The sequence below is a fragment of the Aeromonas sp. s5 genome (genome assembly GCF_040907865.1).
Classification (GTDB): Bacteria; Pseudomonadota; Gammaproteobacteria; order Enterobacterales; family Aeromonadaceae; genus Aeromonas; species Aeromonas dhakensis.
In genome coordinates, this window is record NZ_JBFOCO010000014.1 from 68,814 (window position 1) to 85,205 (window position 16,392).

Annotated in this window: 17 protein-coding genes and 1 riboswitch; of the genes, 6 read left to right on the forward strand and 11 right to left on the reverse strand. The window is 59.5% G+C overall.

From position 1 onward, the window contains the following. Positions 1-278: 278 nt before the first annotated feature. On the reverse strand, positions 279-1,208 hold the full coding sequence (locus tag AB5Y94_RS09670) for a diguanylate cyclase (RefSeq protein WP_368205410.1): 930 nt from the start codon (positions 1,206-1,208) through the stop codon (positions 279-281). Positions 1,209-1,537: 329 nt separating this feature from the next. Here AB5Y94_RS09670 and AB5Y94_RS09675 point away from each other — a divergent pair, with 329 nt between their 5' ends. The 3 genes from AB5Y94_RS09675 to AB5Y94_RS09685 all read left to right on the forward strand — a co-directional run bounded on the left by AB5Y94_RS09675 (position 1,538) and on the right by AB5Y94_RS09685 (position 2,856). After that, a complete protein-coding gene (locus tag AB5Y94_RS09675) occupies positions 1,538-1,855 on the forward strand; it encodes a hypothetical protein (protein ID WP_005308203.1) in 318 nt (105 codons plus the stop codon). 81 nt (positions 1,856-1,936) lie between these two features. Beyond that, positions 1,937-2,350: a GNAT family N-acetyltransferase gene (locus tag AB5Y94_RS09680; RefSeq protein WP_368205411.1), complete on the forward strand. Its 414-nt coding sequence runs from the start codon at positions 1,937-1,939 to the stop codon at positions 2,348-2,350. Further along, positions 2,347-2,856, forward strand: coding sequence for a hypothetical protein (locus AB5Y94_RS09685; protein WP_017786011.1), 510 nt, complete (start codon positions 2,347-2,349; stop codon positions 2,854-2,856). The genes AB5Y94_RS09680 and AB5Y94_RS09685 overlap by 4 nt, the downstream gene beginning before the upstream one ends. A 33-nt stretch (positions 2,857-2,889) precedes the next feature. On the opposite strand, the gene AB5Y94_RS09690 is transcribed toward AB5Y94_RS09685, so the two are convergent. Continuing rightward, positions 2,890-3,471 (reverse strand): penicillin-binding protein activator LpoB, encoded by a 582-nt coding sequence (locus AB5Y94_RS09690; RefSeq protein ID WP_368205412.1) that lies wholly within the window; start codon positions 3,469-3,471, stop codon positions 2,890-2,892. Between the two features lie 337 nt (positions 3,472-3,808). Between AB5Y94_RS09690 and AB5Y94_RS09695 the strand changes: the two genes are divergently transcribed. From AB5Y94_RS09695 to AB5Y94_RS09705, 3 genes are all read left to right on the forward strand, one after another. Beyond that, positions 3,809-4,360: a GNAT family N-acetyltransferase gene (locus tag AB5Y94_RS09695; RefSeq protein ID WP_368205413.1), complete on the forward strand. Its 552-nt coding sequence runs from the start codon at positions 3,809-3,811 to the stop codon at positions 4,358-4,360. 256 nt (positions 4,361-4,616) lie between these two features. Beyond that, positions 4,617-5,930: a DUF3644 domain-containing protein gene (locus AB5Y94_RS09700; RefSeq protein WP_043160883.1), complete on the forward strand. Its 1,314-nt coding sequence runs from the start codon at positions 4,617-4,619 to the stop codon at positions 5,928-5,930. A 99-nt stretch (positions 5,931-6,029) separates the two neighbouring features. Then, positions 6,030-6,620: a hypothetical protein gene (locus AB5Y94_RS09705; protein ID WP_368205414.1), complete on the forward strand. Its 591-nt coding sequence runs from the start codon at positions 6,030-6,032 to the stop codon at positions 6,618-6,620. A gap of 506 nt (positions 6,621-7,126) precedes the next feature. Here the strand turns inward: AB5Y94_RS09705 and thiH are convergent. The 9 genes from thiH to AB5Y94_RS09750 form a co-directional block, all read right to left on the reverse strand. Further along, positions 7,127-8,263, reverse strand: a complete 1,137-nt coding sequence (thiH, locus tag AB5Y94_RS09710; RefSeq protein WP_368205449.1) for a 2-iminoacetate synthase ThiH — start codon at positions 8,261-8,263, stop codon at positions 7,127-7,129. Between the two features lie 122 nt (positions 8,264-8,385). Continuing rightward, positions 8,386-9,153: a thiazole synthase gene (locus AB5Y94_RS09715; RefSeq protein WP_043756985.1), complete on the reverse strand. Its 768-nt coding sequence runs from the start codon at positions 9,151-9,153 to the stop codon at positions 8,386-8,388. Between the two features lies 1 nt (position 9,154). Continuing rightward, the gene (thiS, locus tag AB5Y94_RS09720) at positions 9,155-9,361 is read right to left on the reverse strand and encodes a sulfur carrier protein ThiS (RefSeq protein ID WP_139409386.1); all 207 of its coding nucleotides are present in this window, start codon (positions 9,359-9,361) and stop codon (positions 9,155-9,157) included. Continuing rightward, positions 9,358-10,152: a ThiF family adenylyltransferase gene (locus AB5Y94_RS09725; RefSeq protein ID WP_368205415.1), complete on the reverse strand. Its 795-nt coding sequence runs from the start codon at positions 10,150-10,152 to the stop codon at positions 9,358-9,360. The genes thiS and AB5Y94_RS09725 overlap by 4 nt, the downstream gene beginning before the upstream one ends. Beyond that, a complete protein-coding gene (gene thiE / locus AB5Y94_RS09730; RefSeq protein WP_368205416.1) occupies positions 10,142-11,749 on the reverse strand; it encodes a thiamine phosphate synthase in 1,608 nt (535 codons plus the stop codon). The genes AB5Y94_RS09725 and thiE overlap by 11 nt, the downstream gene beginning before the upstream one ends. After that, complete coding sequence (gene thiC, locus AB5Y94_RS09735; RefSeq protein ID WP_368205417.1) at positions 11,746-13,737, reverse strand: phosphomethylpyrimidine synthase ThiC; 1,992 nt, start codon at positions 13,735-13,737, stop codon at positions 11,746-11,748. The genes thiE and thiC overlap by 4 nt, the downstream gene beginning before the upstream one ends. Before the next feature lie 263 nt (positions 13,738-14,000). Further along, positions 14,001-14,114: riboswitch (TPP riboswitch) on the reverse strand. Between the two features lie 76 nt (positions 14,115-14,190). Continuing rightward, positions 14,191-15,345 (reverse strand): glutathionylspermidine synthase family protein, encoded by a 1,155-nt coding sequence (locus AB5Y94_RS09740; protein WP_368205418.1) that lies wholly within the window; start codon positions 15,343-15,345, stop codon positions 14,191-14,193. Between the two features lie 2 nt (positions 15,346-15,347). After that, positions 15,348-15,884, reverse strand: coding sequence for a DUF1190 domain-containing protein (locus AB5Y94_RS09745; RefSeq protein ID WP_368205419.1), 537 nt, complete (start codon positions 15,882-15,884; stop codon positions 15,348-15,350). 9 nt (positions 15,885-15,893) lie between these two features. Further along, positions 15,894-16,307 carry a DUF350 domain-containing protein gene (locus AB5Y94_RS09750; RefSeq protein ID WP_267996367.1) on the reverse strand — a complete coding sequence of 138 codons (414 nt, stop codon included), beginning with the start codon at positions 16,305-16,307 and terminating at the stop codon, positions 15,894-15,896. Between the last annotated feature and the right edge of the window lie 85 nt (positions 16,308-16,392).

Consider the following 16,392-nt stretch of genomic DNA (forward strand, 5'->3'; position numbering starts at 1 on the left):
CGTTGAAATCGCCATAAAGGTCAAGGTTAATAATTCATGACTGTTTGAATCAGCTTGTTTCAAAAGGAAATAAGATGTGTCATTTTGGCCTCAAGATAATCAATTCAGCTCCGTCTGATAACATAACGACAAAACCTCGATGAGTTGCTCAACAACTTGAATAAGGCCAGAGAGTGGCCCGTTAATATTAACGGTATCAGCCCGGTAATATCAGTCAATTATGCAATGAATAGCCCCGACCGCCGCCAATATATTGGTGCTGGCCCTGCCGCCATATATCAGGGGGTTGGCTTCCCCTGTTTTGCCCCCTTGCGACGGCCACCCGCAGGGCAGTGAGCGACCCGGTTGCGACCCGCCCGCTTGGCCCGATAGAGCCACTCGTCGGCGCGGGCCAGCGCCTGGTTGATCTCCTCCCCCGGCTGCACCAGGGTGGTGCCCAGACTGACGGTAAAGGCCACCGGATCCGCCGGCAGCGCCGCCACGGCGGCCCGGATCCGCTCCGCCAGCGCCTGCAGATCCATTTCACTCATGCCGGGCAGCAGGATCAGAAACTCCTCGCCGCCGCTGCGCACGAACAGATCGTCCGCCCGCAGCTGGGCGGCCACGCAGTCGCAGAAGCGCTGCAGCGCCCGGTCGCCCTGCTGATGGCCGAAGCGATCGTTGATCTGCTTGAAGTGGTCTATGTCCAGCATCACCAGACTGCAGGGAGCCTCTCTCTCCCGCCGCTGCCGGCAGTGCTCGAAGAAATAGCGGCGGTTGTAGAGGCCGGTCAGCTGGTCGGTTTCGCTCTGCAGCTTGAGCCGCTGCTGCAGCTCGTGCTGGCGAGTAATGTTGCGGGTCACCCAGGCCACCGCCCGCTTGCCGTCGTAGCGAGAGGGCAGCGGCGCAATCTTGCCCTCGAAGCGCTGCATCCCCTGCGGTCCGACCGAGGCGTCGATCCCCTCCACCTCCACCGCCGCCAGCTCGTACTCCACCACCTGCACCTGACCCGAATCCAGCGCCAGGGTCACCTGATCCATCACCCAGCAGGTCATGTCCGCGGGCAGCACATCGGCCAGTCGCTTGCCCGCCAGCGGGTTGCCATCCTGATAGGATTGCTGCTCCACCCCGCCGATGTATTCGATGTAGTAGCCGTCTTCGCTCAGGATGAAGACGGGATCGGGCAGCTGGGCCATCACTTCATATAATTGCTCGACCGAAAGTGCCATGCGGTTTCCTTGGATCCGGGGGACGAGAGGCGCACGCCGGGCTGGCCGCCTGCCCCAATTATCGTGCCGGGGGCGGCGCCGAACCAGCAGCGAATCCGGCCATTCATGGATGCGCATCAAGCAATACGGGAAAATAGCGCTTGCCCCGCCGCCCGCTGATCAAAAGAGCAGCAATCATGGATCTTCAAGCCACCTCACAAGGCGCCGCTGCGCCCGTTGTCTGTGGCGCCCGCATCCATTAGGCTGACCTTCCTGAGTCTGCCCTTCCTGCCGACTCCCCCCCATCAGCCCGGCCAGGCAGACGCCGGCCCCGGAAAAGGATCGTCCAGATGAAGAGAGCCATAGTGAAAGCGCGCTTCGATGCCATCAGCATCGAGGGAGAACAGCTGACCGTGAAGATTGCCATCGGAGCCCCCGAGCCGGATCCCAAGTCCGCCGGCGGCGACTGGCGCTGCAAGGTGAAGCTGGACGGCCTTGGCAACAAGACCTTCATCTATGGCGTCGATGCCCTGCAGGCCCTCAGCCTCGCCCTCAAGTTCGTGGAGAGCGAGCTGCGCGCCTTCACCGATGCGGGCTGGCACTTCTACCTGCCCGGCAGCCCAGATCACCCGGTCGACATGGCCGCCTGCTACTTCCCGCAGCTGTGACGCCGGGAAGGGGCAATAGCTTGACCAGATTGAGTCTGAACGGTTATTGATAGAGGCCCTTTACCCGGCTCTGGAGAGACCATGCACCTGACCCCGCCCCAACCCCCTGCCGAGCAGGATGTCGACGCGCTGCGCATCGGCCTGTCGGGCTACAACATCAGCCAGGCCGGCACCCACCTGCGCGAGCACATCGCCAGTTTTATCAAGGATGACGCGGGCAAGGTGCACGGCGGCATCACCGCCGACCTCAAGTGGGGTTGGCTGCACGTGGACTGGCTCTGGATTGACGAGCGCATCCGCCAGGATGGCTGGGGCGGCCGATTGCTTGCCACCATGGAGCAGTACGCCCGAAGCAAGGGCATCAGCAACTTCCATCTGGAAACCACCAGCTTCCAGGCGCTGCCCTTCTACCAGAAGCAGGGTTACCAGGTCTTTGGCGAACTGCCGGACATGCCGCCGGGGCACATCACCTATTTTCTGAAAAAGCAGGTATGAGGCCGCTGTCGCCACTCACCACCAAGGGCAAGGCCAAACCCAAGCTTCTCAGCCCGGCCTTGGGTGCACTGTGTCTGTTGCTGACCACAAGCCAGAGTGCCATGGCCCTGTCGTTGCACGATCTGGATCCGGCGTTTGCGCGTTGTGAGGCAAGCAAGGCCCGCCACAAACCCGCGTTGCCTCCCAAAGAGGACCGCTTCTGGTTGCTGGAAAGAGAGCAGCAGGTGACGGTGCTTGTCTACCTGCATGAGAAGAGCATGGAACGCTGCACAGCAGCAGAGGTAGAGGCACTGACGATCAAGGCGTTCCATCAGGCAGTCGCCGGAGACCGCGCCTTGCTCGATGCCCTGATCAAGGCAAGATCCACGACACTCACGCCGGCTCAGCAGGCACAGTTACAGCAAGTTGGACAGACAGAGCTGGACAGGCTGGCCAAGCTGACGGGCTTTGCGCACCCTTTCTCACTGCTCGATTACCTCAACCTGCTGGCACCGTCCAAAGCGTGAAGGGCTGACAAACTTGTCAGCCCTTCGGCATCCTCAGTGGCTGGCGGAGCGACTGCCGCTCCAGAGCAGCTCGCCGCTGCGCAGCTCCATCAGGGTCATCGACAGCCGATAGCGGCTGCCCTCGGCCACCAGATCCCCGTAGAGCATGTAACCGGCGCCGGTCTGGCGACCGAGCCGCACCAGGGAGGCAGGGTTCATCCTGCCCTGCTGATACTCAAGCTGGCCAGTGATGGCGGCCACCTGACCCGGGTCGACAAAGCGAAAACCGCTCTTGCTCTGGATGCGCTTGCTCATGGCTGCCGCCATGGCGCGGGTATCCACCGGCTCGCCGGTGCCGTTCTGGGGCGGAGTGAGCAGCAGCACCGGCTGACCGGTTTGCGCCAGCTCGCGCACCTCGGGGGCCTGCACAAACGCATCGGCCATGGCCAGCGCCAGCCCGGTCGGTGCCACCGGTTTGGGCAGCGGCGCCCCAGCATCCGGCTTGGTTACCGGTTTGTCCGGCTGGCTCACTGGCAGGTCCGGCTCGCTCACCGGTGCCTGAGTGCCACCGTAGGGATTGACCGCACAACCGCCCAGCATCAGGGCCCCCACCATCAACAAGGAACGCAGTTTCATCTTTTCTCTCCGCCAGAAGTCCGTAAACGGGCATCAACCACCACCCGCATGGCGGAGCCCCTGCCCCGCATCCTCCTTATGCTAGAGACAAACCCCTGCGGGGTCGATGCGCCCACCACCACCGGGCGACAGAGACTGGCGAAGCTGGGTCCACAAAAGGGTGGCAAGGCTCCACCCGATTCCGTTAGGGTAGGTTTACTCAAGCTTCAACAGGATCGTGTTGTCCCCCAGCTCCCAAGGTGGCCGGCTGCTTTTCTCAGGACGACACCCGGTTTGGCCAGCGACCAAACCGCCCCTCTGGAGGGCGCCGTTACTCTCTGACAACGCAGGACAGCCAATGACATTCCAGCCCCTTGCCAACGCCAGTCTCATCATCCGCCCCTTCGAAGCGAGCGATGCCGATGAATTTGTCCGTGCGGCCCACGAATCCATCGAGACGGTCGGCATCTGGATGAGCTGGTGCACTACCTCGTTCAACCGGGAGCAGGTGCTGGCCTGGTTTGCCAGCTGCGATCAGGATTGTGCGGCGGGACGCGCCTTTGATATGGGCATCTTCTGCGCCACTACCGGCCAGCTCTTGGGTGGCGCCGGTATCAACCAGCTATCGCCCCATCATCGCTACGGCAATATCGGTTACTGGGTGCGGCAATCCCGCCAAGGCTGCGGCATCGCCCGACAGGCGGTCGCCCTGCTGCGTGAATTTGGCTTTGAACGGTTAGGCCTATTTCGGCTGGAGATCGTGATGGGGGTCGGCAACACCGCCAGCGAAGCCGTTGCCATCGCCGCCGGGGCCACCTTTGAGTGTTTGGCAAGAAATCGCATATTCCTACATGACCAGCCCCTTGATGCGCATATTTATGCCCTTGTTACCGCAGCCGAATTTTCTTAACGGAGATAACCCTACAGGCTTATCTGAGGTGAGCGATGAACATCGTAATTTAGATCTCAGCCCTACAGATCGAAGGCCAGCCCCCAATAAAAAGGGAGAATACCTCAGAATCCACATTCCATCATTTCGCATAGATGATCTGGAAGGTGCACCACCTCACATTAAAAGGTTCAAATGCTTCAGCTTACGAATCGTTAAAGCTACACTGCCACAAGATCATCTTGAATACATAGATAATTATTAAATCGGGGTGTTTATGAAAATAAGTAAGTCCCTATCTTCTTTGTTCCTGTTTCTTCAAGAAAAAGAGAAAAATGGAGTTTCTTTCTCCCTAGAAGACGTTCTTTCTGCGACAGGATGGAAAGCAACAACATTCAGAACTTATTGGATAAAAGGGCAACTCGCAGATTTCATCAGTGAAACTCCTGATGGTTTATATGATGCATCTAACTGCCAAAATATATCAGAAGTAGAGTTTTCCAAATTACTATCCCAATCCAAAAATAGGAGGGGATTAGGTCACAACTGCAGGTCAAAATTAGCCAAAGCACTATTAGCAAAATCAAAAGACAACATGCTCCTTGCCTTGGAGTTATACAACAGGCCATCCTTAGAGAACAAGATGGATGCTTTCTCAATGTGTTTTTGCACAGCGTGGGAACAATTTTTAAAAGCTGCACTAATAGAACGAGATGGTGAAAAATCTATCTTTAGAACCAAGGCTAAAGGATTCAAAGAAACAATATCCTTACGGGAGTGCTTAGAAAGATATTACCCTGCCAACTCTAAAATAAGAAAGAACATAGAGCAGGTTGCTTATTTTAGAGACCAGGCTGTTCATCTGCTTATGCCTGAGATACAAGGAATTATCTCCAGAGTATTTCAGTCTGGAGTTCTTAACTACACGTCGCAATTCGAAAGTTTTACTGAGGTCTCATTTATAAATAACAGCCACACTGGCATGATTTCTTTAGTTGGTGAGTTTAAATCACCACCCATATCTATAATGAAGTCGACTTATGGTGACATAGCTGATGACATCCTAGAATTAGCAACATCTATCGAAAATGAGGTAAATCAAAGCAATGATATTGAGTTTGCCATCCCACTTAATGTAAAGCTAATATTTGCTACCGATGATGCTCAAGGAAATACTATTGCGTTAACCAGAGCGGAGGATGGCATTGAAGCCCTTAGACAAGCACTAATAATAGAAAAACCAACCGACAGAGAAAAGACCCATCCGTTCTTACAGAAGGATGCAATCAATGAAATAAATTCTCGCCTACAAGATAGATATGATGAAGAAATTCTTAAAAAGCATTTATCGCATGACAAGAAAACAGGAATTCCACTAATAAATAAAAATTGTTTCGATGCTGTCGCATTCAAGAATTCGTGGAAGTCATGTAACAACAAGTTTCATTACAAGAATGCAAACCCAGAACTACACTATTACTCTATTGAGCTAGTAGAAGAATTTATCAGAAAAATAATGGAGCACTGTGATTATTTAAAAAATGCTAAGAGGAGTTACAACCTAGCCAGAAAGCAGAAAGTGTATAAGTAAATGTCCTGAATAGCATTTCGCTAGACATAAAAATACACCTTATATCAGAGTGTTACAACCAATGCTCTGCACAGCTAAATTTATGAGGACTTTACCAAAATGGAATCAGCAGTTATAGCCGCAATAGCAAGTATAATTTCTGCACTAATTGCACTCTTGGGGGTCATATTGTCACAGCAAAAAGCTGATGCAGCAAGAAGATCAAGTGAGGAACTTTCACTTAGACTTAAACAGATAGAAGCAAACTATCAGTCTAGTTTAGCTAACTTACACACAGATTTGGAGAGAATGACCTACATAATAAATTCAAATCATGCCAAACGGATCGATGTACTTTCTGAAGCATATTCAATGGCTGCTGATGTCAAGATCACATTGGAGCAGTATGTTGTACCTATGTTTATTGACTCTAAGACCAAGGATATAAACACCCTTTGTGATGCATCACGAAAGTTTGAAGAGCTTTATAAGTATTGTTCTCAAAAGGCCATCTTCTTTAACGAAGATTCAAATGTTATGACTTCAATAGGGGAATTGATGGGCTGTATTAACAGAATGCGTAACATGGCTGAAGAAAGTCAAGAGACTGTAAAACCAGAGCAAGCAATGGTTGTAATAGGAGGCGTAGGTCCAGTTTTATCTGCAATAAGAAAAGAAATTAGAGAAGATTTAAAACTGAACTACCAATAACTCCATAACAGAAGTGCATACCATATCCATACATCCCACACTGAACGTTGGGGTAAATAAGGGCTTAGTCCCCCTCTTATTCGCTGAGGCGAGCCCGCTTGTCCAGGCCGCGAGACAGGATGTCGAGCGAGCGGCGCCGGGCCATGGATGGCCCGTCGGCGCGTGCCGTCGGACAAGCGGGTGAGCCGAAGGAACCCGACGAAGTCGGGCGAATAAGCGGGGGTGGCCTTTCTTTTGGTGACTTTTCTTTGGCCACGCAAAGAAAAGTTACTCGCCCAAGCCCGAAGGGCGGGCGAAACCCCTTCGAGGCGACAGCCTCGCGTCCTGCACGGCAAAGCCGTGCCACCACACAACGGCCCCTGCCGCCAACGCCATACCTCGGAACGGACGATTACTCCTACCGGCTAATCGACCCTACGATTGCACGGCGCAGCCGTGCCTGCTTGCCACAGGCACGGAGTCTGGCTGGACGTCGGGATGCCACCGGCAAAGGGGCGTGGCCGCCCCTATCGGCCCAGGAAGGGTTCCCAATCCTTGAACACCGGCTGCAACCCTGCCTGCCGCACGGCGGCGGCCACTTCCCCCACCGGGCGGTCGTCGTGGATGGCGAACTGCTCCAGTTCCTCTGCATCCCCCTCGGCATAGCCCCCCGGCTGGGTGCGCGACTCGGCCGACATCTGGGTGATGCCAAGGCGCACCGCGCCGTTGCGAAAGGTGGCCGACTCGCGGGTGGAGAGGGACAAGTCCAGCGTCGGCGAGAAGAGGCGCCAGGCGCAGATAAGCTGGGCCAGCTGGCGATCCGACATGACCACGGCAGGCTCCAGCCCGCCGGTGCAGGGTCGCAGGCGCGGGAAGGAGAGCGAATAACGGCTCTGCCAGTGGTGGCGCTCAAGCCAGCTCAGATGCTCGGCGACAAAATAGCTGTCGGCACGCCAGTCCGAGGAGAGACCGATCAGCGCCCCCAGCCCTATCTTGTCGATGCCGGCACGGCCCAGTCGGTCCGGCGTGGCGAGCCGCCATGCGATGTCCCGCTTGTTGCCGCGCAGGTGGTGGCGGGCGTAGGTGGGAGCGTGGTAGGTCTCCTGATAGACCATGACCGAATCGAGGCCGAGGGTTTTCAGCTCGGCGTATTCGTCTTGCGAGAGGGGCTGTACCTCCATCGCCACCGTGCTGAAGTGGCGGCGAATGATGGGCATCACCTGCCGAAAATAGGCGAGCCCCACCTTGTGCTCGTGCTCGCCGGTCACCAGCAGCACGCTGTCAAAACCGCGCGCCTTGATGGCGAGACACTCGCGCTCAATCTCCTCGTTATTCAAGGTCTTGCGCTTCAAGCGGTTGCTCATGGAGAAGCCGCAGTAGGTGCAGTCGTTGGCGCACAGATTCGACAGATAGAGCGGCACATAGAAGCCGATGGTGTTGCCAAAACGCTGGCGGGTCAGCCGCTCGGCCTCGGCTGCCATCTGCGGCAAAAATGCCTCGGCAGCTGGCGAGATCAGCGCCATAAAATCGGCCAGGGTACGGCGCGGGGTGCTCAGGGCGCGTGCCACATCGGCGGCAGTTTTGGCGCGGATCTGCATGCCGATATCGTCCCACTCAAGCTCCTGCCAGCGGTTGAGGAAGGAGGGAGCGGTCTCTGATCCGATTTCCCCCTGAGCCCTCACCCCCAGCCCCTCTCCCTTATTTTGTGAAGAGCCGAGAGGGGGGCAATCCTCTGGCTGTGCTTGGTGCAAAGGGGAAGTGTTCATGGCCGCCCCTATTTCATGGTTCATAACGCCCCCAGAAAATCGGTGAGCGGGCTGGAGGCCTGGGCCTGCACGCCGCGCGCCCCCAGGCCCGCCTTATAGGCGCTACGTCCTGCCTCACAGGCCAACGCGAAGGCGCGGCCCATGGCGACCGGGTCGCCGCTCACGGCAATGGCGGTGTTGACCAGCACAGCATCAGCGCCCAGCTCAAAGGCGGCGGCCGCGTGGCTAGGCGCACCGATCCCCGCATCCACCACCACAGGCACATTGGCCTGCTCGACGATGATGGAGAGAAACTCCCGGGTCACCAGCCCCTGATTGGAACCGATGGGCGCGCCGAGCGGCATCACGGCGGCGCAGCCCACCTCTTCCAGCCGTTTGCACAGCACGGGGTCGGCGCCGCAGTAAGGCAGCACCACAAAGCCCTCTTTCACCAGCTGCTCGGCGGCTTTCAGCGTCTCGATGGGATCAGGCAAGAGGTAACGAGGATCGGGGTGGATCTCCAGCTTCAACCAGTTCGTCCCCAGCGCCTCGCGGGCCAGGTGGGCGGCAAACACCGCCTCGGCGGCAGTCTTGGCGCCGGAGGTGTTGGGCAAGAGCTTGACCCCGAGTTGCAGCAAGGGGCTCAGGATATCGTCGTGAGCCTTGCCCGGTTCGAGCCGCTTGATGGCCATGGTGACGAGCTGGGAGCCGCTGGCCTCGATGGCGGCGGCCATCAAATCCGGGCGGGCAAACTTGCCGGTGCCGGTGAAGAGGCGCGAGGAGAAGGTGTGATCGGCAATCTTGAGCATGTCAGCCTCCCGCAATGGCGGTGAAGAGGTGGAGTTCGTCCCCGTCATTGAGACGGGTTTCGGCCCAGCGGCCACGGGGCAGCACGGCGCCGTTAAGGGCCACCGCCACCCCCTGGGGATGGACGCCCTGGGCGGCCAGCAGGTCGGCCACGCTCTGCCCTGCCGCCAGCGGCTGGGCTTTATCGTTGAGTCGAATGGTCAAGGTCATGGGGTGATTTCCTTATCGTGTGTCGGGCATCGGCGCTGCCCGCAAACCGGGCAGTCGGGATCGGGGGCCAGCGTGAGGGTCTGCCACTGATGGGCCAGCGCATCGAAACGGCGCAATGTGCCGGCGACCGGGCTCGGCAGACCGAGCAGCAGTTTCAGCGCCTCCAGCGCCTGCAGGGTGCCCATCACCCCGACCAGCGGGCCGGTGACGCCGCTGGTCTCGCAGCTCTGACTGACTTTCGTATCCTGCGGATAGAGGCAGGCGTAGCAGGCGTGATCGCTGTTTACTCGTGCCATAAGCTGCCCCTGCCAGCCCACCGCGGCGGCGGAGATCCAGGGCTTGCCCTGAGCCACGCAGGCGGCGTTGATGGCCTGGCGGGTGGCCAGGTTGTCGCAGCAGTCGACAACCAGATCCACCTCTTCCACAAACCCGGGCAGGCTGGCGGCATCGAGCCGCTGATTGATGGCGATCAGCTCCACCAGCGGGTTGTGGGCGGCCAAGCGTTCGCGGGCCAGCTCCGCCTTGGAGTGATTGACGGCCTCGCTATCGAACAGGATCTGGCGCGGTAGATTGCTGGAATCCACCGTATCGCCATCGGCGAGCCACAAGGAGCCCACACCGGCTCCGGCCAGATAGAGAGCGAGCGGTGAGCCGAGCCCGCCGAGGCCGACGATCAACACGGATTTGCCTTTCAGCCGCGCCTGACCCGCCTCCCCCACTTCCGCCAGCATCAGCTGGCGGCCGTATCTGAGATACTCTTTGTCACTGAGAGATGCGGCATCAGAGCGCATGGTCCACCTCCCGCAGCACGGTGGCCGAACGTGGCTCGTCCCCCGCGCCTACGGCGGCGAGCAGCCGCTCGGTCGCCCCCTGCCAGTCGTCGCTCGCCGTGATGGCCGAGACCAGCGCAATGCTGCCGACCCCGCTCCCCTTGACCGCTGCCACCCGCTCCTCGCTGATGCCGCCGATGGCGACCGTCGGCCAGTCGCACATCAGGGCGCGGTAGCGGTACAGCCGCTCCAGCCCCTGGGGGCGCGAAGGCATGGCCTTGGTGTTGGTCGGGAAGATATGACCCAGCGCCATATAGGAGGGGGCCAGCTCGCGGGCGCGCATCAGCTCGAAGTAGCCGTGGGTGGAGATGCCAAGGCGAAGCCCCGCCCCCTGAATGGCGGCGAGATCGGCGGTCTCCATGTCTTCCTGCCCCAGGTGTACGCCCCAGGCGCCCGCCTCGATGGCCTGCTGCCAGTAGTCATTGATAAAGAGCCGCGCCCCATGACGACGACCGAGTGCCACAGCATCACGAATGGCCGGTGCCACCTGGGCAGCGGGCAGGTCCTTGATGCGTAGCTGTATGGTCTTGACCCCGGCCCCCAGCAGGCGCTTGAGCCACTTGACCGAATCCACCACCGGATAGAGGCCGAGGCTCTGTTCGGTCGGCGCAAAGGAGCCCTGCGGCAGGCGGGCACCGCTTGTCTCATAAAGGCCGAAACGGCGATCGAGCTTTGATCCTACCAATACGGCACGGGGGAAGTGGGCCAGATCGGCGGGCCAGCCGAGATGGGCGATGGGTCCCGGGCCTGCCCCCACTCCCTGCGCCGCCGCCAACCCCTGTTGCAGGTAGGCGCGCGCCAGGGTGATGGCGTCCTCCACCGGATAATCCTGCGCCACCACGGCGGCGATGGCGCTGGCGTAACAGCAGCCGGTGCCATGGCCGTGGCGGGTATTCAGGCGCGGCGCGGCCAGCCAGAATTCGCGGGTCTCATCCTGGTAGTAGTCCAGGCAGAGATCCCCGCCCCACTCCAGATGCCCCCCCTTGACCAGCACGGCGCGGGCGCCGAGTTCGCGCAGGCGCCGTGCGGCGAGGCGCACCAGCTCGGGGCTGGTGGCGGGCAGGCCGGTCAGGGCTTCCAGCTCGGGGCCGTTGGGGGTGATCAAGGAGAGGCGCGGCAGCAGGTGCTCGCGCACCGCCACCAGCATGCCGGGCTCCGCCATGGGGGTACCGGTGCTGGCGATGGCCACCGGGTCGTAGACCACGAAGGGAGCCTCGACGGTCGACAACCTGCGGGCCAGCACCTCCACGTGCAGCCGGGTCGGCAGCAGGCCGATTTTGATGGCGGCGGGCGGCAGATCCAGCCCCAAGGCGTCGATCTGGGCGGTGAAGGTCTGCATCAGCACGGGGTCGACCATCTTCACCGCCACCGAGTTCTGGGCTGTGATGGCGGAGATGACGGAGCAGCCGTGCACGCCAAGGTCGTGCATCGTATGCAGATCGGCCTGAATGCCGGCCCCGCCGCCGGAGTCTGAACCAGCTATGGTCCAGACCACGGGGCGGGCCTGCGTCACCGCGGACAGGTCGGCGGGGCTGACAGCCCCGTGCTCGCTGCTCACGCCTCCTCCCCTGCGGCCTGCTTCAGGGTCGCCGCCTGGTGGTAGATCTCGCCGCCGGTCTCCTTGAAGGTTTCCGCCATCCGCGCCATGCCGCTCTCCACCTCGGCCACGACCCGCTCCTGCTGGCCATCCATACCGACCAGCTTGATCTCTACGGCTTCCAGCTTGGCGGCGTAGTCGCGCACGTCCTGGGTGATCTTCATGGAGCAGAACTTGGGCCCGCACATGGAGCAGAAGTGGGCCACCTTGCCGGACTCCTGGGGCAGGGTCTCGTCGTGATAGGCACGGGCGGTGTCGGGATCCAGCGCCAGATTGAACTGATCCTCCCAGCGGAACTCGAAGCGCGCCTTGGACATGGCGTTGTCGCGGATCTGGGCGCCCGGGTGGCCCTTGGCAAGGTCAGCTGCGTGGGCGGCGATCTTGTAGGTGATGAGCCCCTGCTTCACGTCCTCCTTGTTCGGCAGGCCCAGGTGCTCCTTGGGGGTCACGTAGCAGAGCATGGCGCAGCCGTACCAGCCGATAAGCGCGGCGCCGATGCCGGAGGTGAAGTGATCGTAGCCCGGGGCGATATCGGTGGTGAGCGGGCCCAGGGTATAGAAGGGGGCCTCGTGGCAGTGCTCAAGCTGCTCGGTCATGTTGCGCTCGATCATGTGCATGGGCACGTGGCCGGGGCCCTCGATCATCACCTGCACGTCGTATTCCCAGGCAATTTTGGTGAGCTCGCCCAGGGTGCGCAGCTCGGCGAACTGGGCCTCGTCGTTGGCGTCATAGACGGAGCCCGGACGCAGGCCGTCACCCAGCGACAGGCTGACGTCGTAGGCGGCGCAGATCTCGCAGATCTCGCGGAAGTGCTCGTAGAGGAAGTTCTCCTTGTGGTGGGAGAGGCACCACTTGGCCATGATGCTGCCGCCGCGGGAGACGATGCCGGTGAGGCGCTTGGCGGTCATGGGCACGAAGCGCAGCAAGACGCCGGCATGGATGGTGAAGTAGTCCACCCCCTGCTCGGCTTGTTCGAGCAGGGTGTCGCGGAACAGCTCCCAGGTGAGATCCTCGGCGATGCCGCCCGTCTTCTCCAGCGCCTGGTAGATGGGCACGGTACCGATGGGCACCGGGCTGTTGCGCAGGATCCACTCGCGGGTCTCGTGGATGTAGCGGCCGGTGGAGAGATCCATCACGGTGTCGGCGCCCCAGCGGGTCGACCACACCAGCTTCTCCACTTCCTCCTCGATGCTGGAGGTGACCGCCGAGTTGCCGATGTTGGCGTTGATCTTCACCAGGAAGTTGCGGCCGATGATCATGGGCTCCGCTTCCGGGTGGTTGATGTTGCTGGGGATGATGGCGCGGCCGGCGGCCACTTCATCGCGCACGAACTCAGGGGTGATGTTCTGGGGCAGTCTGGCGCCAAAGCCCTGACCCGGATGCTGGGTGCGCAAGAGTTCTGAGCGAACCCGCTCGCGGCCCATGTTCTCGCGCAGGGCGATAAATTCCATCTCGGGGGTGACGATGCCGGCGCGGGCGTAGTGCAGCTGGGTGACCCGGCGGCCCGGCTTGGCGCGGCGAGCGCTCGGCAGGTGTTCGAACCGCAGGTGATCCAGCCCCTCGTCGGCCAGGCGCTCCTGGGTGAAGGTGGAGCTCAGCCCTTCCAGCGCCTCGGTGTCAGCGCGCTCCAGCACCCACTCCTCGCGCAGGCGCGGCAGGCCGCGGCGCACGTCGATGGGGGCGGCCTCTTCCCCATAGGGACCCGAAGTGTCGTAGACCGGCACCGGCTCGTTGGGCTCGAACTGGGGGGCTTCCTTGGTGCCGCCGACGAAGGTATCGGCCAGCTGGATTTCACGCAGGGGCACCCGGATGTCGGGGCGAGAACCTTCAATAAAGATGCGGCGGGAGTTGGGGTGAGCCATCCCCTTGAGGTTGTCGATAAAGGTCTGGGCGCTGGAGCGCTGCTCGCGGCGGCTGGATTTGGTGGTATCAGAAACATTGGTAGACATAGCAAAACTCACATTAACTGGTTGAAGTTATGGGTGTTTGCTTGTCTGGAGTTCGAGGAGAAGATGAACTTGCGGCGGGATGTGCTCGGGGGAGTGAGTCGGGCATGGATCTTCCCAGTTCTGCTATCCCGGTGTTTCCCTAGTCTGGAAACCCGGCGCCTGATGGACAACCGGACGGGACAGCCTCCCCCTGTGCGCCTGTACCAGTCAGATGCGGTCTGCCTCTGGCTGGCGGGAAGATGCTCCTTCCCCGGCGCGGTAACCCGCAAGTTACCCTTGTTTCCCTTCGCAGGTCTTAACCTGATCAGGTTCCACGGATCCCGAATTAACGGTCTCAGCTTAGCGTCGTTCGACGGTCAGCACTCCGACAAGATGGCGCCAGTATAAGTGGGGAAATGGAAAGCACAAGCCTTTAACAAGCCCGACCAGTGTTCTCGCAATGGAACAAATCACCTAGTCGAGGATGATATGGGGCAGGAAGCGGGAACTGTCCTTCGTGATCAAGGTGGCGTCCTCACGGATGCCTATGCCTGCGGCTTCATTGCCCACCACCCAACTGCCGACCAAGGTGTAACTGCCGGCAAAACAAGGCAAGGGGTGGAAGGCTTGGCGCACATAGCCCGAATCATCGTAAGGGCCGGGCTCGTGCAAGCACGCTCCATCATGATCCACCAGCTCAATATTGGCTCCTTCTCTGGAGTAGAGGGGTTTACGCACCCAGCCCGGCGCCATCAGACTGGTGGGTTGTTCGTCAAAAAAAGCGGGGAGTAAATTGGGGTGGTCGGGGAAATCCTGCCACAACAGAGGTAGTACCCCCTTGTTGGAGAGGATCATTTTCCAGGCTGGTTCGATAAAGCGGGTCTGGCTGGTGAGCAGAGTCTGGCCAAACGGTTCGCGCACCATAAACTCCCAAGGGTAAAGTTTGAAAATCTCGTGGATGGGCTCGTTGCCGAGATCCACCAGTTGCCCCCGCACCTCACCGATATCCTCCAGATCGACAAAACGGGCATCACAACCTGTTTGTAGAGCGATATCGATGAGGTAGTCGAGGTTTCCCTTGTCCTCTAGATTCTCACCTACGCAGGTGAAGTGCAGGGGCCTACCATTGCTATACGCCGCGAAAGCGCTGTGCAGCTTCTCCTGCAAAGAATTGAACTGATCGACCCCGGTCGGCAACACCCCCCGACGCACCTGATCTTCCAGCCAGATCCACTGGAAAAAACCAGACTCATAAAGGGAGGTAGGAGTATCGTAGTTAAGTTCCAACAGCTTGGCGGGCCCATGTCCGTCATAGGCGAGATCCAGTCGGCCATAAATATGGGGATCCTGACGTCGCCAAGATTCCTCAAGAGCAGGCCAACAGTATTCTGGTATATCGAGCCGGGTCAGCAACTCCTCGCTGACGACTATCTTCGATACCAGCGAGAGAGCCATCTGATGCAATTCCTCGGTGGGCGTCTCCAGACCCTCTTCTATCTGCCGCAAGCTAAAACGGTAGCAGGCGCTTTCGTCCCAGTAGGGCTCGCCATCGAAGGTATGAAACTCGAAGCCAAGATCTGCGGCTCGCTCACGCCAGTCCGGGCGCTCGGGCAGGGCAATGCGCTCCATGTTTAACCCCCATTGCTCTGACAGTAGTTTGCCCGTCGGGCAGCCTCTCCCCCGAAGCCTCCCCGCCGCACCTGCAGGGCCGGCTCCAGCGCAATTGCACTCTTGCAGACCCTAACAAGAGCGCTACCAGCAGGCAGACGTGTTCCCTGAGCCGTACGCAGAGCGTAGGGTTCATCAATACGCTGATAGAGCGGCTGGGTCGGGATCCCAGGGATGGGGTCTGTTCCCAGAGCGACACCGCTGGCTAGAAACCCTCTCATACGTGGTACGTTGTCCTCACAGCCTCCCACGCCGAAGTCCACCTCACACTCGGCCCGGTCAGGATAACGGGGTGCCCGCAGCAAATGGCGACTGCGAGCTTCATCAAAAGCGACCAGGCACCGAGCCGGATCGTTGCCTGGGGCTACGGCACATGCCTCGGCCGAAGAGTAGACATAGGCTAGTTCAGGACGCTCATTACATCCTTGTAGCCAAAAAGAGGCTGTAGGCACCATCATTACCAGTGCGACTCGACTACTACGCTTGTTGCTATTTTTCATTGGCCCCTCTCAATAGGTCATACAAGCGGCATTGAGCAGCCCCACCGACAGGGATGCGGAAGCCACCAGAATGGCGCCAGCCATCTCCCCGCGGGAGATCCTCTCACTCAGGTCAATAAGCCACAGTCTCATCAGCCAAAATGCGGCAACCTGTACCAGCAGGGCGATCGCCCCCCAGATGGCGCAATCACTCAGGGAGAGGGAGTGACTGATAGCGCTGGAAAGCGGCAGGGCAAAGCCGATGAGAGCCCCACCAAAGGCAGTAGCGGCCGCCGGATTGCCAGCTCGAATCAGGGCGAATTCATGGTGTGGAGTCAGCCATGTATAAAGGCGAACGAAGATCGCCAGCAGTGTTATCGCTAACAGAAAGTAGGCACTGAAGGGGAGCAATCCCCCCAGGGATCCAAGCAGTTGGGAAGACATCTCGCTGTTCCTGTGAAAAAAGAAAGCGGCATCATAGAGAATGGAGAAAGGGACCACAATGGCCCCCTTCTACAGGAACAAAATA

What these genes read in the sequence shown, in the direction of transcription:
- AB5Y94_RS09670 (WP_368205410.1), bottom strand. Translation starts at nt 1,208, where the DNA reads ATGGCACTTTCGGTCGAGCAATTATATGAAGTGATGGCCCAGCTGCCC.
- AB5Y94_RS09675 (WP_005308203.1), top strand. Translation starts at nt 1,538, where the DNA reads ATGAAGAGAGCCATAGTGAAAGCGCGCTTCGATGCCATCAGCATCGAG.
- AB5Y94_RS09680 (WP_368205411.1), top strand. Translation starts at nt 1,937, where the DNA reads ATGCACCTGACCCCGCCCCAACCCCCTGCCGAGCAGGATGTCGACGCG.
- AB5Y94_RS09685 (WP_017786011.1), top strand. Translation starts at nt 2,347, where the DNA reads ATGAGGCCGCTGTCGCCACTCACCACCAAGGGCAAGGCCAAACCCAAG.
- AB5Y94_RS09690 (WP_368205412.1), bottom strand. Translation starts at nt 3,471, where the DNA reads ATGAAACTGCGTTCCTTGTTGATGGTGGGGGCCCTGATGCTGGGCGGT.
- AB5Y94_RS09695 (WP_368205413.1), top strand. Translation starts at nt 3,809, where the DNA reads ATGACATTCCAGCCCCTTGCCAACGCCAGTCTCATCATCCGCCCCTTC.
- AB5Y94_RS09700 (WP_043160883.1), top strand. Translation starts at nt 4,617, where the DNA reads ATGAAAATAAGTAAGTCCCTATCTTCTTTGTTCCTGTTTCTTCAAGAA.
- AB5Y94_RS09705 (WP_368205414.1), top strand. Translation starts at nt 6,030, where the DNA reads ATGGAATCAGCAGTTATAGCCGCAATAGCAAGTATAATTTCTGCACTA.
- AB5Y94_RS09715 (WP_043756985.1), bottom strand. Translation starts at nt 9,153, where the DNA reads ATGCTCAAGATTGCCGATCACACCTTCTCCTCGCGCCTCTTCACCGGC.
- thiS (WP_139409386.1), bottom strand. Translation starts at nt 9,361, where the DNA reads ATGACCTTGACCATTCGACTCAACGATAAAGCCCAGCCGCTGGCGGCA.
- AB5Y94_RS09725 (WP_368205415.1), bottom strand. Translation starts at nt 10,152, where the DNA reads ATGCGCTCTGATGCCGCATCTCTCAGTGACAAAGAGTATCTCAGATAC.
- thiC (WP_368205417.1), bottom strand. Translation starts at nt 13,737, where the DNA reads ATGTCTACCAATGTTTCTGATACCACCAAATCCAGCCGCCGCGAGCAG.
- AB5Y94_RS09740 (WP_368205418.1), bottom strand. Translation starts at nt 15,345, where the DNA reads ATGGAGCGCATTGCCCTGCCCGAGCGCCCGGACTGGCGTGAGCGAGCC.
- AB5Y94_RS09745 (WP_368205419.1), bottom strand. Translation starts at nt 15,884, where the DNA reads ATGAAAAATAGCAACAAGCGTAGTAGTCGAGTCGCACTGGTAATGATG.
- AB5Y94_RS09750 (WP_267996367.1), bottom strand. Translation starts at nt 16,307, where the DNA reads ATGTCTTCCCAACTGCTTGGATCCCTGGGGGGATTGCTCCCCTTCAGT.